Below are 26,891 nucleotides of genomic sequence, written 5' to 3' on the forward strand. Positions count from 1 at the left end.
GAAGATGGGAATTTTAGGCCGTTCCATTTTCCAGGAAATCCGCATAAAAATCAGGTACTGCGCTGTTTCTAATTCCAGCAATGGTTTCTGTTATGGGATAATCCACTTTTCTAAGGACGGGCTTCAGGCGCTCGAGTCCAATGGCCTGGCTGGCGCTAAGAATTTCCAATTGCAAATAGCAGGCTTTGCGGTCTTTCTCTTTTGATCGACCAACTGAGCCTACATTAATCAAAAGATTTCTCCTTTGTGCAGTTGAGCTTGACAAACTATCTATAGTGGATTTAGCGGTTGCTTCAATACCGGATCCTGGTAAATATCGTATAAAAGAAAGGTGGGTATGTCCAGCAATGATCACTTCTACTTGTGCTTTCTGGAACATTTCAGAAAGCCTGCGCTCTTCCGTATCTTCATACAGATACGCTTCATTACTATCAGGGCTTCCATGAACCAATAAAATGGAGATTCCTTCAGTTTCGATATGTAAAGTAGCGGGTAAAGTTGCGAGAAAGGCTTTGTTTTCCGCGGTAATGCTATTTTTCGTATCATTGATGGCTTCTAAACGTGCTTCTTGTTCGCTTAAACTGTGTTTAATCAGTGGAAGAACCGGATGATCAAAAGCGATCCGTTCATCATGATTCCCCATGATGGTGGGAATGTTCCTTTCTTTAATCAGTCCAATCACTTCATTAGGCCATGGCGCAGCATCAGTTAAATCCCCCAGGCAATAAATTCGATCAGGGTTAAATGAGGAGATATCGGCTAAAACTGCATTTAGAGCGGGTAAGTTGGCATGAATATCACTGATAATCGCTATTTTCATTGGAAGGATTCTGGTTAATAAGTCTGTCGGGGTCAACAGCAACAAAGATCACATTTCAACTGCGGTCAAAGTTGTACTATTAGCTGAAAACTTTGTACAATTTAATAAAATCTTCGTTCGATATCTGGCAGCAGCGCATCAGTTTAAGCGCCACCTTCTAAATCCTGCTCATTACGGATCTTATGTACAAATTTAGCAAGCTCCCTGGTATGGTTGTCCAGCATAACCGCAGATTCTTTAATCCCATCAATGATAATTTTCAGGTCTTTTGGAGAACTCAGGGAATGGTCAATCAAATCGGATAGCCCCAGGATTTTCACTACTGGTTGCCTAAGTTCATGAGAAATTTTAAACAGCATTTCTTCCATTGCGTTGACTTGATCTTCTCTATCTCTTTCTTCTTTTTCTTTACGTTCAGAAATGAGTGTTCTAAGGGAAAGGTATTGTACAGGTTTACCGGATAAGTCTTTGATTGGAACAATCACACTATCCACCCAGTAATAGGATCCATCTTTGGCTTGATTTTTAATTTCGCCATGCCAGACTCCTCCCTTTCCAATCGTCTTCCACATCTTTTTAAGGAAATCTTTTGGATGAAAACCAGAATTAACAATTCGGTGATCCTGGCCCAGCAACTCCTGTCTGCTGAATTTTGAGACCTCACAAAAACGTTGGTTTACATGAATAATTGTCCCCTTTACATCTGTGATAGAAGAAATTATACTGGTATCTACTGCTTCCTGGTAAGCCATTAACAATGGCACCAGTCGTTCTTGAGAACCATCCGTCATGTACACTTCAACCTCCTTTAATATTCCCATAAGCGCTCAAATTTACAATTTGAGCTGAATTTATAGGCAATAAAAAGCAAATTTAGAACACCCAGTTAAATTTCAACAACCTTAAAGCACAGTATGCGTTTCCGGAGGAAACACCAGCAAAGGCAGCTTCACATGAACGGCCATTTTTTGTGTATGACTACCCTCGAATAATCTTTTGATAAAAGGATGTCTTCGATGAACCATAGCCAGCATATCGATATCTACATGATCGGTTAACCAGGATAGACCTTCATTAACCCGCATATCTTTAACATGACGGTAGTAGACCTTATGGTAATGCACTTTGCAGGTTACCTCATTTAAAAAGTCGTCAACTTTCTTTTGATGAATTTCTGGATCAAAATCATCAGGAGTAATGTGTACAATAAGGATTTCGGCATTAAAAGGTCTGGCAAAAAGCGCCAGTGAGTGAATTAATTCAAGGTCCCCGTTACTTAGATCGGTTGCAAATGCAATTCTCTTTATTGGCTTAAAATCTGTTCCTGGTGGAACCAGTAATATTGGAAAACTGGCATTATCTATTAAATCCCGACTGGTGCTTCCCAGAAAAAACCGGTTTAAGCCTCCTACTCCAGAGGTACCCATCACAACCAGGTTGATTTTTTCCTTTTCCACCAACATCTTTAACACTTCAGGGACAGTGCCAATTTCTGCCTTAACCTCTATTGGAGGATGTTCTTCTATGGAGATGTCGGCATCATGACTGCTCTTTTTCAACTTTTCAGAAAGTTTCTTTAGCTGGTGATTGGCATCTTTTCTCAAAGTTCCCAAATCCATCAATGGCCAGGCGATTTGTGGAGACATCTGGGCTGCTGCGGGCACCATAATGGCATTACAAAGTTTAAGTTTGGCTTTCATTTTTTTACCCAGTTCCAAAGCATAAAATGCGGCGTGGTCTGCGTTAGGAGAAAAATCGGTAGGAATTAAGATAGTTTTCATCTGCTGCGTTTTAATTGATCTATAACTAAGGTCAACAATCCTAAATTAAAGAAACATGATATATATCATATTAAACACTGATTATGAACCCATTTGTTTTAAAAAAAAACATCCTGTCTTCATTTGACCGTTTAAAGCCAACAAAGACAGGATATTTTTATTTTAAAAAGCTTGAATCCTAAAAAACGCAAGCGTTCTTTTTTAGAAAACCGGTTCTGCAGCAACCTGGAAATCTTCATCTCTCAGGTGTACCACTTCCATGCTTTTTTCATAGTTTGTTGACTTCTTAGAGAAGAAATCATGTTGCGTTGTTTCTCCGTTTAGGCCATTCAACACGATAGAATTAACCGATTTCACTTCAAAAAGCTCTTCAAAACCAAGGTTCATCATTGCTTTATTGGCATTATATCTTACGTATTCTTTTACATCCGCAGTTAAACCAACTTCCGTATACAATTCATCTGTATACTTCAATTCATTTTCATAAAGCTCCATCAAAAGATCAATCAGCTCTTGCTTACTTTTTTCTGGATCTGGTAGTTTTTTATAAAGATCCTGGGCCAATAGGCCTACAAATACGCCGTGAATAGACTCATCCGCAACAATCTTTTTAATGATGTCAGCACTAGCTACCATTTGTCCTTGTCCGGCCAACCACAGTGGCATAAAGAATCCGCTATAGAATAAGAAAGATTCTAACAATACAGAGGCTGCAAGGCCCATGAACAAAGTTTCGTCACTTACCTGCTGTGCGTCCAGGTTTCTATAGTACTTATCAATCGTACTTGCTTTATGTTGTAACAGCTTATTATTTTCCACCCATTCAAACAGCTCATTGATTTCTGCGGTACTATTTACCGTAGTAAAAATGGTAGAATAAGACTTGGCGTGAATTGCTTCCATCATACACATAAACGACAATACCGCTTTATTTTGCAGTCCGTCAATATGGTCTAACAATTTAGGCATTCCGGTATGGCTTTGCAGGGTATCTAATAAAGTAAGGCCACCCAATGCTTTTTTATAAGCTTCCTGGATTTCCGGGCTCAAAGACTTCCAGCTATCGATATCTTTAGAAGGAATATACTCGGTATCCACCCAAAACTGACGAAGATTTTGCTCCCAGAACATTCCTGCGTAATCATTTTCAGGTGTATTCCAGTTTACTGCTTTATATGAACTCATTTATATAATTTAATAAGGTAATTAATTGCTGCCGGGACTTATACCGAGCAGGAAACACATTCGTCAATGGAAGCTTTACGCGTCCGGGTATAATACAGGGATTTTAGGCCCATTTTATGCGCATATATATAGTATTTGGCGATATCACGTGTACTGTCTTTCGTATTGGTATGTAAAATCGTTGAAATCCCTTGATCTACATGTTTTTGAATGACAGATATCAGGCGCAACACGTTCTTCTGATCCATATCATAAGCAGATTTATAGAAGAAATAGTTGTCGTTATCCAGGTAAGGCATAGGATAATACGTGGTACTATCTCCATATTCTCTCACCTCAATCACATCTACCACTGGCATTACGGAAGCGGTTGCATTCATGATGTAAGAAGTGGATTGATTTGGTGCGATTGCTAAACGATACGCATGATAAAGACCATGAGTTTTCACTTCGTTCCTCAATTCAGTCCAATCGGCAACAGTAGGAATGGCCATACCTTCGAATAAAGCAGCTATTTTATCACTTACCGGAGCAATATCTTTGATCAGGTAAGGTTGGAAATAATTGCCGTTTGCATATTCTGATTGCTCAAAGCCTACAAAAGTTTCTTTTTTCTCTTTGGCAATTTCCATTGAACTTTGGATGGAGTAGAAATTGACCATCATAAAGAACACATTACAGAAGTCAAGCGCTGCTGCACTTTCATACATGATAAAGTTTTTCGTCAGGAAGCCATGTAAATTCATTGCACCAAGACCTACACTGTGCAATTCTTTATTTGCTTTCTGTACGGAAGGCACCATTGCGATATTGGTTAGGTCGGAAACCACAGTTAAAGAGCGCATTGCGGTAGATACGGCTTCTTTTATCCTTTTGTTTTCCATCACTGTAGCAATGTTCAAAGAACCCAGGTTACAAGAAATTCCGTAGCGGATGGTATCTTCTTTACCATAGATTTCGATGTCTGAAACCTCGGAGATTTGCATAATTTCTGTACAAAGGTTAGAGAATTTCACATTTCCAAGTTCTTTTAGTGCGTGACCTCTATTGGCATTTCCTTTGAAAAACAGGTAAGGATAACCACTTTCTTTCTGTGTTTGAGCAATTTTCACCATCAAATGACGGGCATTGATCTTTTTCTTTTTCACTAAAGGATTGGTCACCAATTCTTCATACATCTCATTCATATCCAATTCATCCAGGTATTTACCATACTGTTTATATACGGTATGTGGATAGAACAGGTAGCAGGCTTCATCATTTTCTGCAAGCTCCATGAACTTATCGGGTACAATGACCCCAATAGAAAGAGATTTTATGCGGACTTTCTCATCCACATTGATCTTTTTACAATCTAAGAACTCTTCAATATCTGTGTGGAAGATGTTTAGGTAAACTGCACCGGCACCAGGACGTTGCCCCAGTTGGTTGGCATAAGAGAAAGTATCTTCCAGAATTTTCATGATAGGCAATACCCCACCTGCACGTCCTTCGACATCTTTGATGGCCTCTCCTCTTGCACGCACTTTAGAGATGTTAAAAGAAACACCGCCTCCGATAGAAGAAAGTTTCATTGCAGAGTCGATTGCGTATCCAATACCATTCAGGTTATCACCGATTTCATCCAAGAAGCAGGAAACCAATTCACCAGAGCGTTTTTTTCCTGAGTTTAGGAAAGTTGGTGTTGCCGGTTGATATTCCTGATTGATCAGCAACTCTGCGTATTGTTTGGCTTGAGGCACATCACCTCTGGCCAGGAATAGAGAAACTGCAACTACACGATCTTCATAACGTTCCAAAAATTTCTCTCCGCTATCGTCTCTAAGGGCATAACTTTGAAAAAATTTGAATGCGCTCATGAAGGATTGGAATCTGAATTTCTTGGCATAAACCAGGTCGTATACCTCTTCCATCTGTTCAAAAGTATACCACTGATAGAAATCAATGTAATACTCCTGTTCGATCAGATAATCGATTTTCTCTTTTAGCGTATAAAAGAAAACCGTGTTTTTATTTACATAGTCCAAAAAGTAAGAACGAACTGCTTCCTTATCTTTGTTAAGGCTGAATTCGTCATCTTTTTTAACCATGATCTCGTTGTTCAACAAGATCCATTTTTTAGTCACCATATCTTTAGCCTTCTATATTGTCTATAAATTTTTGAATATCATCTGCGGTACCTGAAAGTTCAAACTGCATCAAAATGGGCAGCTGAAACAGGGCAGAGATTTTTTTCGCAGCGAGTGCATAATTAGGGCCCCAGTTTTTATTTCCACTGGAAGTGATCGATATAATCGAGCTGCTATTTTCTTCGAGGAAACGTAAAGTTGAGGGAGGAACTTCGCCAAAACCTGTGGTATAAGTAATCAGGTGTCCTTCCTGTACTGGTGCAGACACTTGATCAATCTTTTGAATATTCCAGTCGCGCTGCAACTTTAAGCGGTTTACAAAACGCTCTACGTTACCGGTTTTACTGTCATAATAAATGCAGGTCATCAACGAAAGCCGGTTAAACTACTGCCAATGCGGCTAATTCTTCCGGCTTATATCCGATCACTCTTGCCAGTTCCTGTTCTGCTTCCATTAGAATCACCGTTGGTACAGAACGTACTCTGAATTGCATGGCCAGTTCAGGGTCATTAAAAGGATTGATAGTTTCGTATACCATTCCTTTTCTATCCAGATATTCAGAGACCATATTACATGGGCTACAATCTTCTTTTTCGAATTTGATGATTCTTTTAGTACTCATTTCGTAGGATTTTTTAATAAAACAGCCCTCATGCAGGGCTGGTGATGGATTTCAAAAATGGCAAATATTATCTAGAAAGACTCTAAACGGTTATCAACATTCGGTGGAAAAACAACTGCATTTTATGACAGATGAGATACTGAAAAAACAACAAAAATGATTACACTTAATAGGGATTGTTCTGTAATCCATTCGTATAAAGATTATTGAGAAAAATAACTTCATGATGGAAAGAAATAACCTCACAAAAAAAGCTATACTTCGAGTGGTATGCTTCGAGGTATAGCTGATGTGGAAATGACAATATTCTATTTTGAAACTATTCGGTTTCTTCTTCGTCTTCTTCTAAATAGATTTCATGGACTAAGAATTTCACTTTTTCCATGGTTTCTAGTAAGTCTTCGATGTCTTCTGAAAGAATATGATGGATCAAGTCTCCGGTTTCTGGAATCTCAGAATTTGGGATTAATTCAAAAGCTTCGATACTTCCGCTTAAATTAAGGTTAACAATTTTCACATAATTAACTCCATTTTCGATCCAATCCTTTAGGATATTGGCATCGAACTCTACATAACCTTCTATGCTTACCTTTTTCATAGGCGTAAATCTAGGGATTCTAATTGTCTTCCGCTCAGAAATTCCCCATTCCACTGAATTAAGGTGCGATAATGGTAAATAAGTAAACGGCAAAGATGACCAATAGGACCACTCCTTGTAAAATATTCGTTTTACCTGTAGCCAATGACAGCATAATTGTGAACAGAGACAGCAACAACAGCACTGTAGATTTCATATCGATACCCAGGGTAACGGTCATTCCGGTTACCATGGAGACGATTGCTACTGCAGGAATGGTTAATCCAATACTCGCTAATGCGGAGCCCATTGCCAGATTAAGACTGGTTTGTAATCGATTCTTTTTTGCGGCACGATAAGCAGCTAAGCCTTCTGGCAACAATACAACTGCAGCAATGATCACCCCTACTAAAGATTTCGGTGCTCCGGCATTTACAACTGCAAGCTCAATATCAGGCGCAAGAGCTTTGGCAAGAAGCACCACTACTCCTAAACAGACCAATAACAATAGTGCACTCCAAAGGGCAACATTTTTAGCTGGTGGTTCAGCATGCGCATCTTCATTGCCATCGGCTTCCGGAGGAAGGAAAAAGTCGCGATGTCTCACCGTTTGCACCAACACAAAGGTCCCATACAAGACCAGAGAAACCACGGCTACAAAAGCCAATTGTGCAGTGGTGTATACCGGTCCAGCCTTACTTGTCGTATAATTTGGAAGAACTAAGGTGAGCACCAGAATCGCGGTAAGCGTAACCAGGGCCGCACTTACCCCCTGTAAACTAAATACTTGTTCTTTAAACCGGGCACCCCCAACAAGTAAACAGAGACCGATCATTCCAGTTAAAATGATCATTACTGCGGCAAGTACTGTATCACGAGCCAATGCTGTGGTCTCCGGACCGCCGGTGAGCATCAATGAAACAATTAAAGCGACTTCTATCACCGTAATGGCCAATGCCAACAATAAAGTTCCATAAGGTTCACCTACCCGATGGGCAACAACTTCAGCATGGTGTACTGCTGCCAGCACACTACCGATTAACACCGCAGCAAGTACAAAAGAATATAGGCTTCCCAGATCTAAGGACATTCCGAAATAAGCAATCCAAGCTAGAATAGGAACGGCAATGGTCCACAAAGGAAGAGGTAGTGTTTTTTTCATAGTAGAAGATATTTAGTTAGAACCAAAAAAATGATTAATTGTTTAAAAAACCTGGATTTACACCTCCATCTCCAAGGAAAAGGGGGTATTTCTACCTGTTTTTTTATTAGGGTATTTTCACGCTTAATACAGCTGTCCAGTAACCCTAATTTAGAGGCATAGAAATATCAACCTCCAATGATAACTGAACCTATACACAACGAACCTATAAACCTCCGCATCCTTTGCGATGGTTTATTCCAACCGGTGCTCCATTTAAGTTTGCAGCCCCAGGCCTCAGGCATGATCTTCGGCACAGCCATCATCACGATAAAAGAACTTACAGGCCCCCTAAATTTAAGCTTTAAAGTGGTTGGAAGTTACCAAACTCAATCACAGCATGCAAATGTATGTATACAACTTAAAGGCCATAAGCTCATGGATACCGAACAAAACCCTTGTTTATTTTTGAATTTAGAGATGAATACAGAGTATACCACTGGAATTTGCAATTATCATTACCATAGTGATATTAACAAGTACGTGAGGAATGCGACTGTATCTAGTATATTATTTGCAACTACACCATCAAAGAAACTATTTAGTGTATCTGATCTCCCACAAAAAAATCATTACGCTTTATCGTAATCAAATAATCTTAAACTACTATTTGATTTTTTACAACTGGCAGACCCCCACCTGCCAGTTTTTCTTTTTACACCAAAAAGGATTCCTCTTTCCAATATCCAAATATGAAATTATTAGTCAAAAAAGTTTTAATAAAGTGTTTTTTTGTATAATTTAATAGCATAAGCGGATTCAAATTATATATATTTAAGTTTTATCAGACCTATTAATACTATTTATATGCTTCCAGATCAGGCCCAGAAACCAAGCTATCACCATTATTTAGAAGGAGGAGGAGAAATGGGACAGCTGATTCGGGATTATGATTGGTCAAAAACAGCCATTGGATCCCCGGAACAATGGTCGCAAAGTTTACTGACGACGATTAGCATTATCATCTCTTCTCGATTCCCAATGTTTCTATGGTGGGGAACTGAATTGATACAATTCTACAATGATGCTTACCGCAAAAGTCTTGGAGATGAGGGGAAGCATCCTAATGCCCTCGGACAGCGCGGGGAAGATTGCTGGCCAGAAATCTGGGAAACTGTTCATCCCAAGATTAATCAGGCGCTAAATGGTGGAGAGGCCAGTTGGGGAGAAGATGAATTGCTTCCTATTTTCAGAAACAACCAGCTGGAAGAAGTTTACTGGACCCTTAGTTTTAGCAATGTAAAAGATGTACCGGGACAAATTGGTGGGGTATTGGTGATCTGCTCTGAAACTACAGAGAAGGTCCTAGCTGGTCGAAAAATAGAAAAGGCATTGGCGGAACTGGCCAAAAGTGAATCTAAGATTAGGGATATATTGGACGATGCTCCAGTCTCCATAGCGCTATTTACGGGTCCTGATTTCATTATTGAATCTGCGAACAAACAAACGATGCGGGAATGGGATAAAGGAGAGGAAGTAATCGGTTTGCCATTGTCAGTGGCCTTCCCGGAATTAATTGGGCAGCCATTTTTTAAATTATTGGACCAAGTTTTGGCGAGTGGCGAACCTTATTACGGAAATGAGGTGAGGGGCTTATTGAAACAAAAAGATAAACTGGAAGAGTTTTACGCCAATTTCGTTTATCAGCCAATGAAAGATGACCATGGAAAAACCAAAAGCGTCTTAATGGTAGCTAATGTAATTACAGAACAGGTAGTTGCCAGAAAAAAGGTAGAACAAGCTGAAGAAATGCTTCGTTTATCTATTGAATCTGCAAATGTAGGCACTTGGAGATTAGACATTGAAACCAATGCTTTCTTTGCCTCTCCGAGGATGAAAGAAATGTTTGGATATGATCCTAAAGAAGAGGTTTCCCTCAATGACGCACTGGATCAGGTTCAGGAGGATTACCGTCAACAAGTTGCGGACGCCATTATTAAATCGATAGAAACCGGAAAAGATTTTAGTGTAGAGCACCCTATTATTAGTCGCGATCATCAGAATACCCGTTGGTTAAGGGCCTTAGGCCGACTTTATCCCTTGGGAGTTGGACATCCGGCTCATTTCTCAGGGATGATTCTTGACATCACAGAGCAAAAACAGGATGAAATCCGAAAAAATGATTTCATTGGCATGGTGAGCCATGAGTTAAAAACTCCCCTGACTTCTTTAAATGGATATCTTCAATTGATGATGCTCAAAAGAGAGGCACCGAATGATCATTTTATTGCGGCCTGTTTAAATAAAGCGAATGTACAGGTCAAAAAAATGAGTAATATGATCAATGGTTTTTTAAATCTCTCCAGACTGGAATCCGGAAAAATCCACCTCAATATGGAGTATTTTGACCTGAGTCAATTGGTAAAAGAAATGATTGAAGAATACAACCCTACCCTACATCAGCATACCATCACATTAGGTCCCTGTGAGGCGGTTACCATTCATGCCGATCGTGACAAAATCGGGTCGGTAGTTTCCAACTTATTGAGTAATGCGGTCAAGTATTCGCCCAAAGGAAAGCAAATAAACGTGAACTGCCAGGTTAGCCCTTTAGCTGCGCAAATCAGTATTAAAGATGAAGGAATGGGAATTAAGCCACAGTCGCTGGAAAAACTATTTGAACGTTTCTTTCGGGTGGAAACTAAACATACGGAAAACATTTCCGGCTTTGGCATTGGATTGTACCTCTGTTCAGAGATACTGGAACATCATGGTGGTAAAATATGGGTGGAGAGTGAGATTGGGATTGGCTCAACTTTTCATTTCAGCTTACCCCTAAGTAATTAACCCACACTCCAACCCTTATTATTGCTTTTTATTTTACTTTAAACTCTACGCGACGGTTTAAAGCTTTACCAGCTTCAGTGGTATTTGGAGCTACTGGATTTGTTGCACCATATCCCTTAACATTCAACTTTTTGCCATCAAGACCGGCATTTACCAGATAGGACTTTACCGCATTTGCACGATCTACGGATAGAGACATGTTGTGTGCTGCAGAACCTTCAGTTGATGAATTACCATTAATAGTCAGTTGTGCGTTCGGTGATTTTTTCATTTGAGCGACAACTTCATCCAAAACTGCAAATGAAGCAGTTTTCAATACATCGGAATTAAATTCAAATTGAACATTAGTGAATTTAAAGTTAGGAACTTCTTCCACTGCAGGTGATTTTTCTTCTTCAACTGGTGCAGGAGCTGGTTTTTCTTCCGCAACAGGTGCTTTTCTTTCTGTTGGTGTAACTGGTTTAGCGACTATTTTCTTAGTCTTACAAGCTTGCATCGAAAGGGTTAGCAACCCAATCGCAACGATTAGTGTACGTGTTCTTAGAATTTTCATTTATGTTTTTGTGTTTGTTAAAAATAAAAATTATTATCCAATGATTAAGGAATAAAACGAATTAGTTACGATTATAGTGTTAACCGCAACAAAAGGAGGATAATAATCAGGGATTTATTGGAACAAACCGGGGCATGCTACTTTTTTCCCCTTAAAATTCCACTGGAAACACCAAACCGAACATAGCTGTACTTATCCCTGTAATATATATTATAAGGATCTTCGCCATAATATCCCGCAGCAACCATCAGGTAGGCATTGTTCATAAAAGGGAAACTATAATGATAGGAAAGCTCTGCGTTGAGTCTTTTTTTGATGGCAGCCAACTCATATTCCGTCATGGGATTTACCGCGTAACTGATCTCTGCATTTAAACGCCATTGTTCTTTTGCGGGTTGGTAATTCCGTAATGAAAATTTGTAGATAAATCTGCTGAAGCCATAATCATGTTTTAAGGCCTTTTCATAACTAAACCATTTGTGCCATTCAAAGCCAGCTTCATGATTCAAAGCATAATAACCTTTTGCCTTTTGCTTATTGACATCCGTTCCAAAATGGTAAGATGCGGTTAAATAATTCGTCGTAAAATTACCATTGATGGTGTTGATACTCCCATCGGGATTTAAGGCTTCGCCATCTTGCCCATTTGAATGGTGGGTATAAGATAAAGTGGCATATTTATAATTGGGGAGCGACCTGTCTAGTCGAACAAACAATGTTCCGCCAAGTCTGAAACTCGGTGTCCTAACCCCTGCCGAGCGCTCTTCTCTAACTCTTACCGTAAAATCAGGGACTACTGCAAAAGCGATGGGTAGTTTTTCCGTAGCGAGTAGAAAATAACTAGTGGTCAGTCTTCCGTTGATCACATACTTGCCTGGCGCTCCCAATTCTCCTTTCGGAGAGAGGTAAGAAAGCTCAGCATTCTCTTTGTAAAGCTGAATAAAGTCGTTATTTATCTCCTGTTGATTTTGAGCCATTACTGTTCCTAAACTTAAGGCACAGCTCAATAACATGACGCTTAGAATTTTCATTTGAAGCCTTTAGCATAAATACGTACTGAGCCACAAAAAAGTTTCCTACTTCATGAGAAGTAAAGTAAAAACAAAAAAGAATTAACCTCTATTGAAGGCATTGAGCGTTGCTGTTTTCCACCTCACATAACCTAGTTTATCACATTGAGTTGCGACTTCATTAATGGCTGATTCAGGGACATCGTTAACAATCTTCCAACGAATTCCTTGTTTGTTGTTGTAGCTGATATAAATGACGATATCATCAAACAATGGCTCCATCAGTTCCACCTCTTTCAGGTGCAAGTCCTGGAGTTCTCTGGCCAGTATCACCAGTTGATCATTCATCACTTTTACTAAAGGGTCGGCCGGTTTAATATCCGGTTCTATAATTGGAAGTACGGTTATGGTCATACGCTTATTCAATCTAGGATCCTATCTATGGTCTACAGGTCATCTTTCTGCAGAATAGAAATACTACAAATATTAGCAAATATAAATATTATTATGCATTAAAAGAAGTGCTTTACTTATCTCCCCTCAGAAAGCCCATAGATAGTGCTGATCCTGTTCCTAAAACTGCTCCTGCGGCCACATCAGTAGGATAATGTACGCCAAGATATAAGCGCGAGAAGCTGACCGAACCTGCCCAAAGGTAGGCTGGCGCAATCACATACCATTTCCGATAACTATTTGATAAAGCAGTTGCTGTAGTGAAAGCTGTAGAAGTATGTCCAGAGGGGAAAGAATAATGAGAAGGTTGATAAACGGCATTAATTTTCACCAATCCATTAAAAGGTCTGGGACGTTTTACTAGTTTTTTGATGAGTAATGTAGCGACCACATTTACCGCAGAACTACTGGCAACATACAAGGCATTCTGGCGCATCTGTTTATCATTTGAAATTACACCTGCTGCCAACAGTCCGACTGGAACACCAACATTGACTACGTCATTATATTTAGACAAAAACAAAAAAAAACTGGTCTTTTCCGGTGTTCTTCTTTCAGAAAGGTCAATCAGAATTTGATCATCCAACTGTTGTAGTTTATGTTGGCCAAGTACTTGCATTGGGATGGCAAGAACAACCATCAATTGAAATAGGAGAATGTATTTGATAAATATGCTTTTCCTGCTAATCATGGTGTAAATCTACATTTTATTTTTTTAAACTTATCTTCGGAAGAAAATAAGCAAATGATCCCGAGAGGCAAATTAGACCTTAATTTTCAAGATATTTTTGTGGGTATTGGCTATTGCCTTGCTGACCTGTTTCCTGGGGGAAACAAGCAGCCGGTATTTCCAAAAAAACGCGACCAGCTGGTTACACTCTCTGTACGTACTGCCCTGGATCTGCTCCTGACGGCCTTAAACTATCCTCCAGGAACAGAGGTTCTGGTAAGCAACATCAATATTCCGGATATGTTTAACATCATCCGGGCGCATCAATTGGTTCCGATTCCATTGTCTGTCTCTAGAGACTCTTTATCAATTGATCTGGAGGAACTTGAATCGGCGATTAATCCGGCCAGCAAGCTGTTACTATTGAGTCCCCTTTTTGGCGGCATTATGGATATGGAGGCGATTATTGGAATTGCAAAAAAACACCAGCTGATGGTCATAGAAGATGCCGCTCAGGCTTTTATGGGCGATTGCCCGGACCATTTTCCAAGCTGGGATACTGCCCATCCGGGACACCCCGAAACAGACGCCCTATTGTATAGTTTTGGACTCATCAAAACCAATACAGCAATAAGCGGAGCCCTGATTAAAATAAAAGACCCGGATCTTTATATAAAAATCAAGCAGCTAAATGATGGCCTAAGCAGACAAAAAACAAGTGTATATCTAAAAAAGCTTTTCAAAGTTCTATTTATGAAGGTATTGACGATCAACAGCTGTTATACCCTATTTTATCATTTAATCACAGGCTTAGGAAAAGATTTTGATGAGGTACTTACTGGTTTTACCCGTGGCTTCCCAGGTAATGATCCCTTAAAAAAAATAAGGTTTAGACCCTGTTTGGCCAATCATTGGCTATTGGAAAGAAAGTGGAATCATTTCTCCCCATCTAGGATTGAGGATAGAAAACAACTGGCTGAGGACTTACTCTCCGGACTTCCTGAAGCCCAAAAGATTGGTTTTTTAAACAAAAACCACAGCTATTGGGTGTTGCCCATTGAATGCGATGATCCCGATGGAATGATCCGGGAGCTCCGTAAGCATGGTTTTGATGCTACGGCAAAAGCTTCTAGTCTGATCAAATTGGCTCCAATAAAACCTGAACATGAGCAGCCCTCGGCACTTAATTTAAAACAGCTTATATATCTCCCTATGGATACTCAAATGAAAAGCTCAAAACGCAGGCAGCTTCGCTTACTCCTTCAAAAGAAAACAGACTAATCAAAAGATAAATCATTGATCTTTACAAGGGTAGTTCATTCAAAGATCCTTGCAACGGCCAATAGTCATTTGAATTAAAATCGGGTATATAAAGCCAATTGAATGACATGATTGATCGATTGACCGTTGCGCATTTTTTGAAACTGGTTCAGATAACCTGCTTCCAGGTCAAGCTTTTTGCTAAAGCGGTATCCTCCTGCCAGGTAAGCCCGGTTTTGGTCAAAAAAATGACCGTTTATATTTCCTTTATGCTGCACATTAAACATCAACTCATTCTGTAAAGCCGCAAAAGCCCCTTTTTGAAAATTAGTTTGACCTTTTGCTAAGGGCAGCATCACCCTGGCAAAATACCTCAGGCGTTGCGCGAATAAATCATCTCCCTGTTGTTGCTCGATAAAACGTTGTTCCAACCTAAATCGGTGGCTTAGGTTGAATACATTAATTTTATGTTTATAGATATACTGTTGCCATATGCGGTGCTCTGTAAGCTGAATGTCACTTGCGTTGGCTACTGGAATATAAGTTTGGTTCCATAAATAGCCCAGGGTAACATCGCTTTTATCATTGATAAAATAAGTTAGGCCGGGTCTGAACATAACGTTTCTCAAATGACTAAACTGATCCCCTGTTCTCAATTGAACATCGAGGTGGGTTCCCCATTTTTTGCTGAGTTTATTGTTATTCATCAGGAATAACCAACCCGTGCTTTGGTTTGAAGTCTGAGCTATAGCTAAAGTGCTAAAAAGACACATTACAGCCAGCAAAAGAAAGTAAATACGCATTTTAAAATTAGTTTTCTTCGTGTTTGGCTAAAATAAAAACAATTATTTAAAGAAAGCGTTGTTCGTTGATTATTATCAGGCTGTTTGATTAAATAAAAACCCGGATGCAAGTTATATTGCCTATGTTCGTAAAAAAACATGGGTGTAAAAAAGCATTTATTAGACGCGGAAGTGAAATTGCCGGGAGGTAGAATGGTAAAGGGGCCGGTAACCACTTCAGATGACAAAACCTATTATTTCAAAAGCCAATCGGGTGGTTCAGATTTTTATCTTTACCTGATTAAGGATGAGAATGGCTGGTATGAATCGGGCGGAAACGAAGCCGAACATCCACAAGAGGTAGTAGATCAGGTTGGTCAACAAATTGATACTTATCTAAAAGCGCAAGCCATACCTGGATAGGCAAATAAAGACAGTTGCTCCAATAGCTTATAAAAAAATTGCCGCATCAATTGATTTAATGCGGCAATTAATTATTATTTCAGGATTGCTTAGTCCATCACTAGTTTTCCTAATGCATCTTTGCTAAAGCCTATTAATTCCTCTACACGATTTTCCTTAATTTTCGTCACCCAATTTGGATCAGACAACAAAGGTCTACCTACTGCAACGAGGTCAAAATCACCTCTATCCATGCGACGGATTAATTCATCTAATGAACTAGGCTCCGAACTCTCACCTGCAAAAGCTTTCAAAAACTCTCCAGTTAAGCCTACAGATCCAACAGTAATCGTTGCTTTTCCTGTTATTTTTTTAGCCCAACCTGCAAAATTCAGATCAGAACCTTCGAATTCAGGCTCCCAGAATCTACGTTGTGAGCAATGGAAAATATCCACTCCTGCATCTGCCAAAGGATTTAACCAAGCTTCCATCTCCTGCGGGGTTTTAGCCAACTGGAAGTCATAATCAGCAGGCTTCCACTGAGATAAACGAAGGATAATGGCAAAATCCGGACCTACTTGTCTGCGTACTTCCTTAACAACTTCCATTGCAAAACGGCTACGTTCTGGCAAAGTTTTACCACCATAAATGTCTGTACGTAAGTTTGTGCCTTCCCAGAAGAACTGGTCGATCAGGTAACCATGAGCACCATGAATCTCAACGGTATCAAACCCCATCCTTTTTGCTGCTGCTGCTGCTGCTCCATAAGCCATAATTGCGGCTTCGATGTCTGCTTCAGTCATCGTATTTCCATTGTTGAATCCAGGTCTGTTTAGTCCTGAAGGTCCTTCAAATGGTGTTGACGGCAGCCATCCAGAATGGTGGTTGTCCATGATTCCCATGTGCCAAATTTGAGGGCCCATTGCAGCACCATTCGCATGTACCTCATTGATTACCTGTTGCCAACCCGCCAATGCTTCCGTCCCATGGAAATGGGGAACATTTGCATCATTAGAAGAAGCCGGGCGATCGATGACTGTTCCTTCGGAAAGAATCAAACCAACCTCTCCAGCAGCTCGTTTGCTGTAATAAGCGGCCACATCTGCTCCTGGAATCCCATTTGGCGAGAAAGATCTCGTCATTGGCGCCATCACTATTCTATTTTTTATATTTAAAGATTTCAGACTAAAAGGCCTGAACAAGCTATCTGTATTCATAATTATCTTATTTATATATCGGATTCAATAATTTTACTCAATTCAATAAATGTTTCTTCATTTCTTTTATAATATGTCCACTGCCCTACTCTTGTGGAAGAAACTAAACCAGCACGTTGAAGAATGGACAAATACTCAGAAACAGTAGATTGTGTTAATCCTGCCTTTTTTTGAATTTCTCCTACACATACACCAACTTCAAAGCCAGCATGTACCTGTTCAGGAAAACTCGCGGCCGGGTCTTTTAGCCACAAAAGGATTTCCAACCTAGTCTTATTGGAAAGCGCTTTAAATATTTCTAACTGTTTCATACTACAAAGGTATATCGACTTTTTCCGATATCCCTATTAAACTAAAAGAGATGACATTGGTCTGATGATTGTTGTCCATCAAAAGATCTTTAGCGCAATTCTAAAAGATCATGTATTAAAAGCTTTATGAAGAAAAGAGAAAAACTGGCGATCATCCGTCAACATTATCCGAATGCCATTTCTACCATCGACAGCATCAACAAGTTAATTGATTTTGTAGAGGCGCAACTAGACCTGGAGCCTGCTCAGATTATGATGGCCGATAGTATTTGTAGTGATGATGTCAATAGTATACAGTTTCCGGTCAGATCCAATGAATTTCTAGGTCCTTTTAAATTGGGTGGTTTAGACGGCTTTCCTTTCGCTGGCTTAAGTGGCATGGGTGCTTTTGCCAGCCATGTCCCTGATGATGGTGCCGTTTTAGTATATTATGGACCGCACATTGGCATTTCAAAAGAAGGTGTCTTGGGTGAAATTCACCGTTTCGGACAGCAAAATAGCACTGATTGCTGTGGGGCTGCCAAGGGTGCCTTAAAAAAGCTACACGCCAATACGATTGCTTTGGGGCATCTGGAGGACATAGATTATCAAATGAATACCATTGAGCAGATTATACTGAAGGAAAAGGATAGAATCCTATCTGCAGTTCATCCTTTAAAAGAGACTACCGAGGTCATTTATGAAGCGATTGATGCTCGTATCAATGAATTGATAAACCAAACAAAATACACTTGTAAATATGTGATTTTACTCGGCACAATTCACATCAACAGCGACACCGACATGGGCTCTTTTACCTCTGCTAAACGCTTTGAGCTGATCAATCTTGCAACAAATGAGCGACAAAACCTTATGGAAGAATTTTTCAATTAAAACTCTATCAGATAATAGTATATTAGAAAAAATTATCACGTTAATCATTAGCTATGAATTTGAATAAAGCCATCCTAACCACTACTTTAATTCTGGGGACTATAGGTTTCGCCAACGCACAGGAAGCCAAACATGAAGACACCGAATTTTACACTCCTGTTCCTCCTGTAGTTACTCCTGCAAAAACATTTGGCAATGCCCCATCTGACGCCATCATTCTGTTTGACGGTAAAAATTTAGACCAATGGGTGATGACCGATGACAGGTCTCAGCCTGCGAAATGGAAAGTAAATAAAGGGGAGTTTACAGTAGATAAGAAAACCGGAAATATTGAGACCAAACAAGCTTTTAACAACTACCAGTTGCACCTGGAATGGAAAGTCCCTGCCAACATCACCGGTCAAGGGCAAGCACGTGGCAATAGCGGGCTCTTCCTGGCATCTATTGGAAAAGGAGACCTGGGTTATGAATTGCAAATTCTGGATGCCTACAATAATCCAACTTATACCAATGGCATGGCGGGAAGTATTTACAAACAGACAACCCCATTAGTGAATCCTTCTAAAAAACCTGGGGAATGGCAAACCTATGATGTGCTTTGGACCGCACCCGTATTTGAAACCGACGGTAGTTTGAAAAGCCCGGCAAAAGTAACTGTGCTTTTCAATGGTGTGGTTGTTCAGAACAATTTTGAGTTAAAGGGCCCTACACAATATGTCGGACAACCTTCTTATGGTAAAGCACATGGCCCATCACCAATAAAACTTCAATCGCATGGAGATAAAAGTGAGCCATTAAGCTTCCGTAATATCTGGATTAGAGAACTATAAGTTAAACGCATTCTAAAATAGAATCTATGAAAAAATTAATTCTTCTAATGGCCTTAGGCTTCGGTTTTGCAGGGTGTAGCAGTATGAAATCACCAAAAGATACGCTGACATTTTATTTAAAAGGCAAAATTGAAAAAATGGGAATGACAACCTATCAATACGGTACACATACCATTACCACAAGCGACCATACTTACGCTTTAAGGAGTAAAACTATTGACCTCAATAAGTTTGAAAACAAAGAGGTGAAGCTTGTTGGAACAAAGGTTCCAGGATACCCCTTAGAAAATGGCCCTTTACTTATTGAAGTCAGTTCAGTAAAAGCCAAATAAACCTAGGTTAAAAGCAAAGGCTCCCATTCACATGAATGGGAGCCTTTGCTTTTGTAGAAAATTTCTTGTAATTACAATGGATTTCCATTGTTAAAAAACTGATTCTGATAAGATTTCAATTCATTTTTCAAAAGACCTCTGGCGACATGAATTCTTGTTTTCACAGTCCCTATTGGAATTTCTAATTCCTTTGCAATTTCGTGGTATTTGTACCCTTCAAAGTACTTCACGAAAGGTATATAGTATTGAGGCTGTAGTTTTCCCAATGCACTATGAATGTCGTTCATAATACACTTTCCTAAGCCTGCATTATGAGATGCTCCTAAAGCTGCTCCTGTAGTGGTAATGTCTATTCCATAATTCATGAACGTTTTCGCCAGATTTCTGCGTCTGTAGCTATTGATAAAAGTATTCCGCAGAATCATGTATAACCATCCTTTAAGATTTGTCCCTTGCTTAAAGTTCTTTTCGTAACGAATTGCTTTCAGCATCGTATCCTGAACCAAATCATCAGCATCATCATCGTTTTGTGTAAATGCCAGAGCAAAAGACCTTAAGTTATCCTTATAGCTCCATAATTGAAAATTAAAATCGATTGTGGTAGTATTCATGGGATTATTTTATTGGTATGCCCTGAAAACATCAAACGCTATGCCCTTGCCAGCTTAGATTTAAGATACCGTATATATCGCCCTAAAAACAGGTAATCACATTAATATTAAGTATTTAACGCAAATCATTTCCTTTAAAACTTAAAAACCTCTAAGCATTTTTATTGAATTAGCCCTTTCAAGATCGCATAGTGTATTAATGCGGCTGTATTTCTCGAACCTGTTTTTTCTATCAAGGTCTGACGGTGGCCTTCCACTGTTCTTTTACTAATAAATAAGCGTTCAGATATTTGAATATTGGTGAGTCCTTCTGAGATTAATCCTAGAATTTCAATCTCCCGAGCCGAAAAATCATGTACGACTTCATCATTATTAGCAATACGTGTCGCATTTTGACTACATTTTTCCAACAATCTCATAGAGAGCTCTGAACACAGGTATTTCCCACCAGAATTGACATGTTTTAATGCAAAGATCAATTCCTCCGCCCCTACACTCTTTAATAAATACCCAACAGCTCCTTCCGAGAAAGCTTGTGTAACATATTTTTCATTGTCATGCATCGATAGCATCACCATCAGCGTTGAAGGATATTGGGTTTTAATCTCCTTCAACAACATCATTCCATCTAGTTCTGGCATATTGATGTCCGCAAGTACAATATCCACCTTTGCTCCGGTGGCTAAGTAGGCTAGCGCTTCCAGCCCATTTACGGCCTCTGCAACAACATTTATATCTTTATCAGTTTCTAACAGCATCTTAATGCCATTTCGAACTATATTATGATCCTCTGCTAATAATACTTGTAACATCTTACTTAATTTAATATTTGATTATAAATCTTTGTCCCTCTTATCCAGATTTTCATTTAAATCCATCAACATCTCCTTTAAACGATTGATATGGATTTTCATCTGTTCCACCCGCTCTGTTTTGTTCCAACTATGATGGTTTCCCATGGCTTCCAGTAGATTTTTTCTTTCTTCCATCATCCTAATGGCAACCCATAAAGATTCTTCTATTCCCTTTATCTTTTCAGCTTCCAGTGTTTTCTCTGTAAAGGTATGCCCTGTATAACAGCGGTACCGGGGGACCTGATCATCTTGCACTTTCGCAAGTAAACCACCACAAGATGGGCACGTAAAAGGAGTTAAAGGTCCTATTTTTTGTAAATCTGCGACATTGCTACTCATTCTCATTGTAATTTCAGCCTCTATCTTCACGTCGGTTGGAACTGTACCAAGTTCAGTATGATTTCTGGAAAACAGGTCAGATAAGATATATCCCATTTCATTAATAGGCACCACATAATCAACTTCCAGGCTGTGAAGCACATTATTTGGCATATCTGGGAAATCGGCCTCCTGAGGATCCTGCACTATACATCGGCCACCACTTCTTTTAATCGCAGACATACCTGAGGTACCATCGTCCAGTAAACCCGTGAGCACAATCCCGGTCACAGCGGAGTTATAAGCAACGGCAGCGGAACGAAATAGCACATCAATAGAAGGTCTCCAATAGTTATCATATGCACCCTTTCTGATTAGAATTTTCTTCTTTTCAATCATCATGTGATGATCTGCTGGTGCCAGATAAATTACCTTATTACTAATTTTAGTACCATCTCTGGGGATGACACATTTTAAAATGGTTTGTTTTTGGATCTGGTTGAGAATAACCTCTGTTAAAGAATTTCTGGAAATATGAATCACTACAAATATTGCAGCGTCAAAATTCTCATCAAATCCTGCAACGAGTTTTGATACCGCGTTAATCCCTCCAGCGGAGGCTCCAACAACAATAATATTCTTCACCTCCCTTTTAGACATCACCTTAGGATAAAGTCCCTGCGTTTTTTGTTAATTCTGAACCCCGATTAAACTGAATACTGATCGTTGTCCCCGTTTTCCCGGTATTGATATGCATCTTCCCATTTAGAAGAAAAATACGGTTCTGGATTGCACGAATTCCAGATCCCAGAAACAAGGAATCCTTCACTTCTTTTTCAAATCCCCGACCGTTATCACTGAAGACTATATTTACATTTTCGCCAGCGGGGCTGATGATGATCTTTGCTTCTGTTGCATGCGCATGTTTGATACAGTTATTTATCAATTCCTGAATCATCCTAAACACATACAGCTGGACTTCTTCATTGATTGGCAAAATCACCTCTTTTATAACTATTTTTATTTCGAATTTTGGCGTACTTAACCGTTGAGCCATCTCTTTAACGCCAGAAACAAAGCCGAAATCCCTCAATACTGAGGGCGTCAGTTCATAGGAAAGCTCTCTGGTTTCCCCAATTGCCTGGTCCAATAACTTATTGACATTCACAAACTCACCTCTTAGATTTTTGCTGAGTTGTATATTTTGAAGGTTTAAGCGAATACCGTATAAAATCTGGCAAACACTATCATGCAAGGCACTGCTAATTCTGTATCTTTCTTTTTCCTGAGCATTAAAAGCCGTAGATAACACCAACCTTTTTTGGAGTTCCTGCAATTCAGCTGCCTCTTTGGCTAACTTTTTTTGCGCTGTAACATTCATCAGAATTCCTGCAAAATAACGGGGAACAATTTCAGTCACCACCTCATGTCCTTTTGCTACAATATTCTTGATCTCTCCATTTTTCGTGATGATCCGAAATTCCAGATCCATATCATCAAAGCTATTAAGCGTCTGTAATAACACTTCAGTAACCCGTTCTTTATCATCTGGATGAACTAATGAAACCAGGCCAGTAATTGTGCCGTCGAATTCCCACTTCATCAATTCGAGTACGGAGTAACTAAATTCATCAAGAAATAATTTATCACCATCCAGATCCAGCCACCATGTACCAGTACCAGAAGCATTTAATGTCATTTCCAATCTTTGCGTGGTTTTCAAAAGTTCCCTTTGGGCAAACTTACTTTCTGAGATGTCAATGACTGTAATATAATATTTATTATTGTTTGTAGCGGGATCAACGATCGCTATTCCTTCCATCCGAGTATCACATTCATGACCACCAGCCATCAAGAGCTTAAGCTCACAATTATGCTTCGTTTTTGCTGAATTCATTTGGTGCAAAAAAGCATATAGCTTATCCCTTTCCTGTGAAGGAATAAAGTCCTGGAATTTCTTATCAATGATATTCAATTTTAGGGTCGCCAGCATATCCGCGCCTGTCTGATTGGCTTCTTGCACCAAACCAGCATGATCTATGATAAAATAGCCCACCGGTGCAAGGTTAAAAAAGTCTACAAACTTGGTCCGTTCCAATTCCAACAATTCGTAGGAATTAGAGAGTTCATCATTTTGCATTTCCAGTTCCAATTGAAAAATCTGCAGTTCTTCCAGGAGAACTTCCAGTTCATGGTCTGAGATTTGTTTATTTAAGGACAAGGATGGGTCATATGATCTCCCGATCCTTGCACGCAGCAAGGAAATAACTTTCTCTCTGTTGCTTTTTTTACTCACTTTCTTTTTCAATGAAATTTACAATACTCACCGTGTATTCTTCCTGTTTTGCTTCAGGAACATATTCTAAATGTATCATTAACTTTTTCATACCTACACTAGGAAAATCGTGCTGAAGGTATAGTTTAGGATGTTTATCTTCAGATAAGAATAAGGCGTCTAATTTATTTGTGCTCCATCTGTTATGAACAATTTCCATAAAAAATTGTTCTTTAACCTCTAATTCTCTCATTTGAAACATCTGTAAAAAGAAGCTATTTACAACCATCACTTTACCGTCCTTATCCAGGATAACTGCTGCGTGCCGTAAATGGTCAACAGTTGCCTGAATGTAAGAAAGTAGCATCGAAAACTTTCTTTCTAAAGCCTTAACAGGGGTAATTTTCGTAAAGGTAAGCACTGCACCATTGATGAAATTATCCATAGTCCGGTAAGGCATTATTCTTAGGTTGTACCATTCGTTGGTCTTTGTTTTCACTTCCAATTCCCTACCATTTAGTTTTTCTATGACTTCAAAAATGGCAGTTTCAATTGAGGGGTAATCAAAGTTAGAAGCGATATGTGTGATTGAACGGCCCACGTCAGAATTGATCAGATTAAATAGCTTATTTACCTGAGGAGTAAATCGCAGTATATTGAGGTTATTGTCTAAAAATATAGTTCCAATATCCGTATTGTCCAGCAAGTTTTTCATATCATTATTCATACGGGTTAACTCTTCCGCTTTATTCTGATATTGAAGGTTAATGGTCATGAGCTCCTCATTTAAAGATTGCATCTCTTCCTTAGTCGTCAATGCCTCTTCATTGGTACTTTGCAATTCTTCATTGGTACTTTGGAGCTCTTCATTGGTGGATTTCAATTCTTCTAAAGAAGTCTCCATTTGTTCGATCGTGGTATGTAACTGCTGTTTCGTATAAGTCAGTTCCTTTTCCAGACCCTCTACTGCAGCACCTTGCATTGCATTCCGTTTCCCAATTGCTCCGGCTTTCTTTTTTACTGGTCCTCTGTCTATAAAAACCACTACAAAAAGATTTTGCAACTGTGTATCATCGAGACGATCCACGCTAAAATCAACCCATTGAGGAACCCCATTAAAGTTAATCTTTAGCTCAGTAAATTCTACTTTAGCTTTTTCCAAAATCGACTGATGGATGGCATTTCCCAATGCATACCTCAACTCTTCCACTACAATTTTATGGATATTCATGGAGGCCTCTCCAGAATGAAATTTGAGGTATTTATCTACCTTACCATTGATATACAGAATCTCTCCTTTATCGTCTACAAGCAGTGAGGAAGGTGTATAGGCCTCTAAGAGCACTTTATGAAAACGCTCAGCCAATAAATTTTTGGCTACTGGTTTTTCCTGTAGTCCTTTCATATTTTTATCCAATTGATTGGTGATATTAAATGGGAAATCAATCATTTTTCCCGCAACTGAAACTCCATCCTTACGCTCATATAGCCTCCATTTGGAATCAAGCACATTAAATGCATCATTAAAAACCCCTACAGACTCCGCGGGTCCTAGAAATAGGATTCCACCGATATTGAGGGAGTAATGAAATATTGGCATGAGTTTCTTCTGCAAATCTGCGGTCAGGTAAATCATCACATTTCGACAACATAATAAGTCAAGCCTGGTAAAAGGAGCATCTTTAATCAGGTTGTGTTGTGCAAAAACAATAAGCTCCCTAACTTCCTTTTTCACTACATAACCATTGTTCTTCTTCACAAAATACCGTTCAAGATATTCGGCAGAAATTTCAGAAGTGATGTTAGAAAAATAAAAACCAGCCCTGGCATGATCAATTGCATTCGGATCTAAATCCGTGGCAAAAATTTGCACTTTAGGTTGAGGTCCGAACTTCATTGCACTTAAAAATTCCATCACATAAATCGCCACAGAATAGGCCTCCTCTCCGGTAGAGCAACCTGCGATCCAGATGCGAATTGGCTCCTCTACTTTTTTCTTAACCAGTCTGCTATACAAGTGTTCTTTCAATTGCTCAAAGGCAGGAGTATCCCTGAAAAACTTGGTTACTCCAATCAATAATTCCTTAAAAAGGATATCGATCTCCAAGGGGTTTTCTCTAAGAAAATTAACATAATTAATATAATCCGGGAGTTGGTGAAAAGCAATTCTCCTTTCTACGCGTCTGGTGATGGTATTTTTCTTGTACAGTGTAAAATCATGACCTGTATGCGAACGCAGCATCATCAAAATCTTATTGAGGTGGGTATGATTATTTCTTTCTTTTAACAAGTCGTCTGTTCCAACTGTTTTGAGTGCCGGATGGTTCAAGTATTGAATCAATTTAGCTGGCATCTCTTCTGGAGGCAAGATGTAATCAACCATTCCAGTCTTTATAGCTGCATCAGGCATACTGGTATATTCAGCTGATTCCGGAAGTTGAACCATTGCCATTCCCAGCTTTTCTTTAATCATTCTCAATCCCATTTCTCCATCAGCTCCCATCCCTGAAAAGACAATGCCTACAGCATAATTCCATTGATCTTCAGCTAAACTTTGAAAGAAATAATCGATACACATGTGTGCCCCTTTTGACCTGGATTCATTAAACAACAGTAAATGACCATTATGAATGCCCATATCCCGTGCCGGAGGAATTACATAGATATGGTTAGGAGATAACTTCAATCCATCTAATGCTTCGACAACTGGCATAGCAGTCGATTTTTGAATCAGTTCAGGAAGTCCAATATTTTGATCCGGATCCAAGTGCATGATGATCACAAAAGCAAAACCGGTATCCATGGGAGTATGCCTAAAAAAAGCTTCAAATGCATGAAAAGAACCTGCAGAACCTCCCATACCTATAATTGAAAAAAACTTCTTTTGTTTGCTTTTTTCCAATTCTTCAGCAGGTTCGGAAGAATCAGCTTCTTCTCTTAGCTGCATGAAACTATTTTTCTCTATATCCATATTTATAGCTAATGTAAGCTTAAAATAGTTTGATAAAAATCTATTCTCTGAAGAAAATGCCTCAAA

General features: G+C 39.3%; 28 protein-coding genes. 7 read left to right on the forward strand and 21 right to left on the reverse strand.

Features of this window, described 5'->3' with window-relative positions; genetic code table 11:
* Window positions 1–13: 13 nt before the first annotated feature.
* From GM920_RS15845 to GM920_RS15885, 9 genes are all read right to left on the reverse strand, one after another.
* Entirely contained in the window at window positions 14–820 is an 807-nt protein-coding gene (locus GM920_RS15845) for a metallophosphoesterase family protein (protein ID WP_182959293.1), read from the reverse strand.
* A 143-nt stretch (window positions 821–963) separates the two neighbouring features.
* Entirely contained in the window at window positions 964–1,641 is a 678-nt protein-coding gene (locus GM920_RS15850; protein WP_182959295.1) for a PAS domain-containing protein, read from the reverse strand.
* Between the two features lie 81 nt (window positions 1,642–1,722).
* Window positions 1,723–2,601 carry a universal stress protein gene (locus GM920_RS15855; protein WP_182959297.1) on the reverse strand — a complete coding sequence of 293 codons (879 nt, stop codon included), beginning with the start codon at window positions 2,599–2,601 and terminating at the stop codon, window positions 1,723–1,725.
* Between the two features lie 201 nt (window positions 2,602–2,802).
* Window positions 2,803–3,786: a class 1b ribonucleoside-diphosphate reductase subunit beta gene (nrdF, locus tag GM920_RS15860; RefSeq protein ID WP_182959299.1), complete on the reverse strand. Its 984-nt coding sequence runs from the start codon at window positions 3,784–3,786 to the stop codon at window positions 2,803–2,805.
* A gap of 38 nt (window positions 3,787–3,824) precedes the next feature.
* Window positions 3,825–5,915, reverse strand: a complete 2,091-nt coding sequence (gene nrdE / locus GM920_RS15865) for a class 1b ribonucleoside-diphosphate reductase subunit alpha (RefSeq protein ID WP_182959301.1) — start codon at window positions 5,913–5,915, stop codon at window positions 3,825–3,827.
* 4 nt (window positions 5,916–5,919) lie between these two features.
* The gene (gene nrdI / locus GM920_RS15870) at window positions 5,920–6,282 is read right to left on the reverse strand and encodes a class Ib ribonucleoside-diphosphate reductase assembly flavoprotein NrdI (RefSeq protein ID WP_182959303.1); all 363 of its coding nucleotides are present in this window, start codon (window positions 6,280–6,282) and stop codon (window positions 5,920–5,922) included.
* 13 nt (window positions 6,283–6,295) lie between these two features.
* Window positions 6,296–6,538 carry a thioredoxin family protein gene (locus GM920_RS15875; protein ID WP_182959305.1) on the reverse strand — a complete coding sequence of 81 codons (243 nt, stop codon included), beginning with the start codon at window positions 6,536–6,538 and terminating at the stop codon, window positions 6,296–6,298.
* 319 nt (window positions 6,539–6,857) lie between these two features.
* Window positions 6,858–7,136 (reverse strand): hypothetical protein, encoded by a 279-nt coding sequence (locus tag GM920_RS15880; protein WP_182959307.1) that lies wholly within the window; start codon window positions 7,134–7,136, stop codon window positions 6,858–6,860.
* A 58-nt stretch (window positions 7,137–7,194) separates the two neighbouring features.
* Window positions 7,195–8,277, reverse strand: coding sequence for a calcium:proton antiporter (locus tag GM920_RS15885; protein ID WP_182959309.1), 1,083 nt, complete (start codon window positions 8,275–8,277; stop codon window positions 7,195–7,197).
* Between the two features lie 177 nt (window positions 8,278–8,454).
* On the opposite strand from GM920_RS15885, the gene GM920_RS15890 reads away from it, so the two are divergent.
* Both GM920_RS15890 and GM920_RS15895 read left to right on the forward strand, forming a co-directional pair.
* Window positions 8,455–8,904, forward strand: a complete 450-nt coding sequence (locus GM920_RS15890) for a DUF1842 domain-containing protein (RefSeq protein ID WP_182959311.1) — start codon at window positions 8,455–8,457, stop codon at window positions 8,902–8,904.
* 219 nt (window positions 8,905–9,123) lie between these two features.
* Complete coding sequence (locus GM920_RS15895; RefSeq protein ID WP_182959313.1) at window positions 9,124–11,103, forward strand: PAS domain-containing sensor histidine kinase; 1,980 nt, start codon at window positions 9,124–9,126, stop codon at window positions 11,101–11,103.
* Between the two features lie 28 nt (window positions 11,104–11,131).
* Here the strand turns inward: GM920_RS15895 and GM920_RS15900 are convergent, their stop codons facing one another.
* The 4 genes from GM920_RS15900 to GM920_RS15915 all read right to left on the reverse strand — a co-directional run bounded on the left by GM920_RS15900 (window position 11,132) and on the right by GM920_RS15915 (window position 13,810).
* A complete protein-coding gene (locus tag GM920_RS15900; RefSeq protein ID WP_182959315.1) occupies window positions 11,132–11,656 on the reverse strand; it encodes an OmpA family protein in 525 nt (174 codons plus the stop codon).
* A gap of 137 nt (window positions 11,657–11,793) precedes the next feature.
* Window positions 11,794–12,687, reverse strand: coding sequence for a hypothetical protein (locus tag GM920_RS15905; protein ID WP_182959317.1), 894 nt, complete (start codon window positions 12,685–12,687; stop codon window positions 11,794–11,796).
* A gap of 81 nt (window positions 12,688–12,768) precedes the next feature.
* A complete protein-coding gene (locus GM920_RS15910; RefSeq protein ID WP_182959318.1) occupies window positions 12,769–13,080 on the reverse strand; it encodes a hypothetical protein in 312 nt (103 codons plus the stop codon).
* Window positions 13,081–13,192: 112 nt separating this feature from the next.
* Window positions 13,193–13,810 (reverse strand): phosphatase PAP2 family protein, encoded by a 618-nt coding sequence (locus GM920_RS15915; RefSeq protein WP_235964551.1) that lies wholly within the window; start codon window positions 13,808–13,810, stop codon window positions 13,193–13,195.
* A gap of 54 nt (window positions 13,811–13,864) precedes the next feature.
* Here GM920_RS15915 and GM920_RS15920 point away from each other — a divergent pair, with 54 nt between their 5' ends.
* A complete protein-coding gene (locus GM920_RS15920) occupies window positions 13,865–15,070 on the forward strand; it encodes an aminotransferase class I/II-fold pyridoxal phosphate-dependent enzyme (RefSeq protein WP_182959320.1) in 1,206 nt (401 codons plus the stop codon).
* A 74-nt stretch (window positions 15,071–15,144) separates the two neighbouring features.
* On the opposite strand, the gene GM920_RS15925 is transcribed toward GM920_RS15920, so the two are convergent.
* Complete coding sequence (locus tag GM920_RS15925; protein ID WP_182959322.1) at window positions 15,145–15,852, reverse strand: DUF2490 domain-containing protein; 708 nt, start codon at window positions 15,850–15,852, stop codon at window positions 15,145–15,147.
* 138 nt (window positions 15,853–15,990) lie between these two features.
* Here GM920_RS15925 and GM920_RS15930 point away from each other — a divergent pair, with 138 nt between their 5' ends.
* Window positions 15,991–16,254, forward strand: a complete 264-nt coding sequence (locus tag GM920_RS15930) for a hypothetical protein (RefSeq protein WP_182959324.1) — start codon at window positions 15,991–15,993, stop codon at window positions 16,252–16,254.
* Window positions 16,255–16,343: 89 nt separating this feature from the next.
* On the opposite strand, the gene GM920_RS15935 is transcribed toward GM920_RS15930, so the two are convergent.
* Complete coding sequence (locus tag GM920_RS15935; protein WP_182959326.1) at window positions 16,344–17,450, reverse strand: NADH:flavin oxidoreductase; 1,107 nt, start codon at window positions 17,448–17,450, stop codon at window positions 16,344–16,346.
* An 11-nt stretch (window positions 17,451–17,461) separates the two neighbouring features.
* Entirely contained in the window at window positions 17,462–17,761 is a 300-nt protein-coding gene (locus GM920_RS15940; protein WP_182959328.1) for an ArsR/SmtB family transcription factor, read from the reverse strand.
* A gap of 126 nt (window positions 17,762–17,887) precedes the next feature.
* Here GM920_RS15940 and GM920_RS15945 point away from each other — a divergent pair, with 126 nt between their 5' ends.
* From GM920_RS15945 to GM920_RS15955, 3 genes are read left to right on the forward strand one after another with little or no spacing between them, the layout of a single operon-like run.
* Window positions 17,888–18,634 carry a hypothetical protein gene (locus GM920_RS15945; protein ID WP_182959330.1) on the forward strand — a complete coding sequence of 249 codons (747 nt, stop codon included), beginning with the start codon at window positions 17,888–17,890 and terminating at the stop codon, window positions 18,632–18,634.
* A 53-nt stretch (window positions 18,635–18,687) separates the two neighbouring features.
* On the forward strand, window positions 18,688–19,464 hold the full coding sequence (locus tag GM920_RS15950) for a 3-keto-disaccharide hydrolase (protein WP_182959332.1): 777 nt from the start codon (window positions 18,688–18,690) through the stop codon (window positions 19,462–19,464).
* A gap of 26 nt (window positions 19,465–19,490) precedes the next feature.
* On the forward strand, window positions 19,491–19,796 hold the full coding sequence (locus tag GM920_RS15955) for a hypothetical protein (protein WP_182959334.1): 306 nt from the start codon (window positions 19,491–19,493) through the stop codon (window positions 19,794–19,796).
* A 71-nt stretch (window positions 19,797–19,867) separates the two neighbouring features.
* Here GM920_RS15955 and GM920_RS15960 read toward each other — a convergent pair whose 3' ends face one another.
* From GM920_RS15960 to GM920_RS15980, 5 genes are all read right to left on the reverse strand, one after another.
* On the reverse strand, window positions 19,868–20,407 hold the full coding sequence (locus GM920_RS15960) for an RNA polymerase sigma factor (protein WP_182959336.1): 540 nt from the start codon (window positions 20,405–20,407) through the stop codon (window positions 19,868–19,870).
* Between the two features lie 161 nt (window positions 20,408–20,568).
* Window positions 20,569–21,219, reverse strand: a complete 651-nt coding sequence (locus GM920_RS15965) for a response regulator transcription factor (protein ID WP_182959338.1) — start codon at window positions 21,217–21,219, stop codon at window positions 20,569–20,571.
* A 21-nt stretch (window positions 21,220–21,240) separates the two neighbouring features.
* Window positions 21,241–22,239: a chemotaxis protein CheB gene (locus tag GM920_RS15970; RefSeq protein ID WP_182959340.1), complete on the reverse strand. Its 999-nt coding sequence runs from the start codon at window positions 22,237–22,239 to the stop codon at window positions 21,241–21,243.
* A gap of 4 nt (window positions 22,240–22,243) precedes the next feature.
* Window positions 22,244–23,887, reverse strand: a complete 1,644-nt coding sequence (locus GM920_RS15975; RefSeq protein ID WP_182959342.1) for a PAS domain-containing sensor histidine kinase — start codon at window positions 23,885–23,887, stop codon at window positions 22,244–22,246.
* The gene (locus GM920_RS15980; RefSeq protein WP_235964552.1) at window positions 23,868–26,825 is read right to left on the reverse strand and encodes a CheR family methyltransferase; all 2,958 of its coding nucleotides are present in this window, start codon (window positions 26,823–26,825) and stop codon (window positions 23,868–23,870) included. The genes GM920_RS15975 and GM920_RS15980 overlap by 20 nt, the downstream gene beginning before the upstream one ends.
* Window positions 26,826–26,891 lie beyond the last annotated feature (66 nt).

The organism is Pedobacter gandavensis, from assembly GCF_014172405.1.
GTDB lineage: Bacteria > Bacteroidota > Bacteroidia > Sphingobacteriales > Sphingobacteriaceae > Pedobacter > Pedobacter gandavensis.

Excerpts from the sequence above, each read along its gene's own strand:
- GM920_RS15950 (WP_182959332.1), top strand. The coding sequence starts at position 18,688 with ATGAATTTGAATAAAGCCATCCTAACCACTACTTTAATTCTGGGGACT.
- GM920_RS15915 (WP_235964551.1), bottom strand. The coding sequence starts at position 13,810 with ATGATTAGCAGGAAAAGCATATTTATCAAATACATTCTCCTATTTCAA.
- nrdI (WP_182959303.1), bottom strand. The coding sequence starts at position 6,282 with ATGACCTGCATTTATTATGACAGTAAAACCGGTAACGTAGAGCGTTTT.
- GM920_RS15980 (WP_235964552.1), bottom strand. The coding sequence starts at position 26,825 with ATGGATATAGAGAAAAATAGTTTCATGCAGCTAAGAGAAGAAGCTGAT.
- GM920_RS15845 (WP_182959293.1), bottom strand. The coding sequence starts at position 820 with ATGAAAATAGCGATTATCAGTGATATTCATGCCAACTTACCCGCTCTA.
- GM920_RS15955 (WP_182959334.1), top strand. The coding sequence starts at position 19,491 with ATGAAAAAATTAATTCTTCTAATGGCCTTAGGCTTCGGTTTTGCAGGG.
- GM920_RS15930 (WP_182959324.1), top strand. The coding sequence starts at position 15,991 with ATGGGTGTAAAAAAGCATTTATTAGACGCGGAAGTGAAATTGCCGGGA.
- GM920_RS15895 (WP_182959313.1), top strand. The coding sequence starts at position 9,124 with ATGCTTCCAGATCAGGCCCAGAAACCAAGCTATCACCATTATTTAGAA.
- GM920_RS15960 (WP_182959336.1), bottom strand. The coding sequence starts at position 20,407 with ATGAATACTACCACAATCGATTTTAATTTTCAATTATGGAGCTATAAG.
- GM920_RS15965 (WP_182959338.1), bottom strand. The coding sequence starts at position 21,219 with ATGTTACAAGTATTATTAGCAGAGGATCATAATATAGTTCGAAATGGC.
- GM920_RS15855 (WP_182959297.1), bottom strand. The coding sequence starts at position 2,601 with ATGAAAACTATCTTAATTCCTACCGATTTTTCTCCTAACGCAGACCAC.
- GM920_RS15905 (WP_182959317.1), bottom strand. The coding sequence starts at position 12,687 with ATGAAAATTCTAAGCGTCATGTTATTGAGCTGTGCCTTAAGTTTAGGA.
- GM920_RS15970 (WP_182959340.1), bottom strand. The coding sequence starts at position 22,239 with ATGTCTAAAAGGGAGGTGAAGAATATTATTGTTGTTGGAGCCTCCGCT.
- GM920_RS15885 (WP_182959309.1), bottom strand. The coding sequence starts at position 8,277 with ATGAAAAAAACACTACCTCTTCCTTTGTGGACCATTGCCGTTCCTATT.
- nrdE (WP_182959301.1), bottom strand. The coding sequence starts at position 5,915 with ATGGTGACTAAAAAATGGATCTTGTTGAACAACGAGATCATGGTTAAA.
- GM920_RS15890 (WP_182959311.1), top strand. The coding sequence starts at position 8,455 with ATGATAACTGAACCTATACACAACGAACCTATAAACCTCCGCATCCTT.
- GM920_RS15925 (WP_182959322.1), bottom strand. The coding sequence starts at position 15,852 with ATGCGTATTTACTTTCTTTTGCTGGCTGTAATGTGTCTTTTTAGCACT.
- GM920_RS15940 (WP_182959328.1), bottom strand. The coding sequence starts at position 17,761 with ATGAAACAGTTAGAAATATTTAAAGCGCTTTCCAATAAGACTAGGTTG.
- GM920_RS15900 (WP_182959315.1), bottom strand. The coding sequence starts at position 11,656 with ATGAAAATTCTAAGAACACGTACACTAATCGTTGCGATTGGGTTGCTA.
- GM920_RS15875 (WP_182959305.1), bottom strand. The coding sequence starts at position 6,538 with ATGAGTACTAAAAGAATCATCAAATTCGAAAAAGAAGATTGTAGCCCA.
- nrdF (WP_182959299.1), bottom strand. The coding sequence starts at position 3,786 with ATGAGTTCATATAAAGCAGTAAACTGGAATACACCTGAAAATGATTAC.
- GM920_RS15880 (WP_182959307.1), bottom strand. The coding sequence starts at position 7,136 with ATGAAAAAGGTAAGCATAGAAGGTTATGTAGAGTTCGATGCCAATATC.
- GM920_RS15945 (WP_182959330.1), top strand. The coding sequence starts at position 17,888 with ATGAAGAAAAGAGAAAAACTGGCGATCATCCGTCAACATTATCCGAAT.
- GM920_RS15935 (WP_182959326.1), bottom strand. The coding sequence starts at position 17,450 with ATGAATACAGATAGCTTGTTCAGGCCTTTTAGTCTGAAATCTTTAAAT.
- GM920_RS15910 (WP_182959318.1), bottom strand. The coding sequence starts at position 13,080 with ATGACCATAACCGTACTTCCAATTATAGAACCGGATATTAAACCGGCC.
- GM920_RS15850 (WP_182959295.1), bottom strand. The coding sequence starts at position 1,641 with ATGGGAATATTAAAGGAGGTTGAAGTGTACATGACGGATGGTTCTCAA.
- GM920_RS15920 (WP_182959320.1), top strand. The coding sequence starts at position 13,865 with ATGATCCCGAGAGGCAAATTAGACCTTAATTTTCAAGATATTTTTGTG.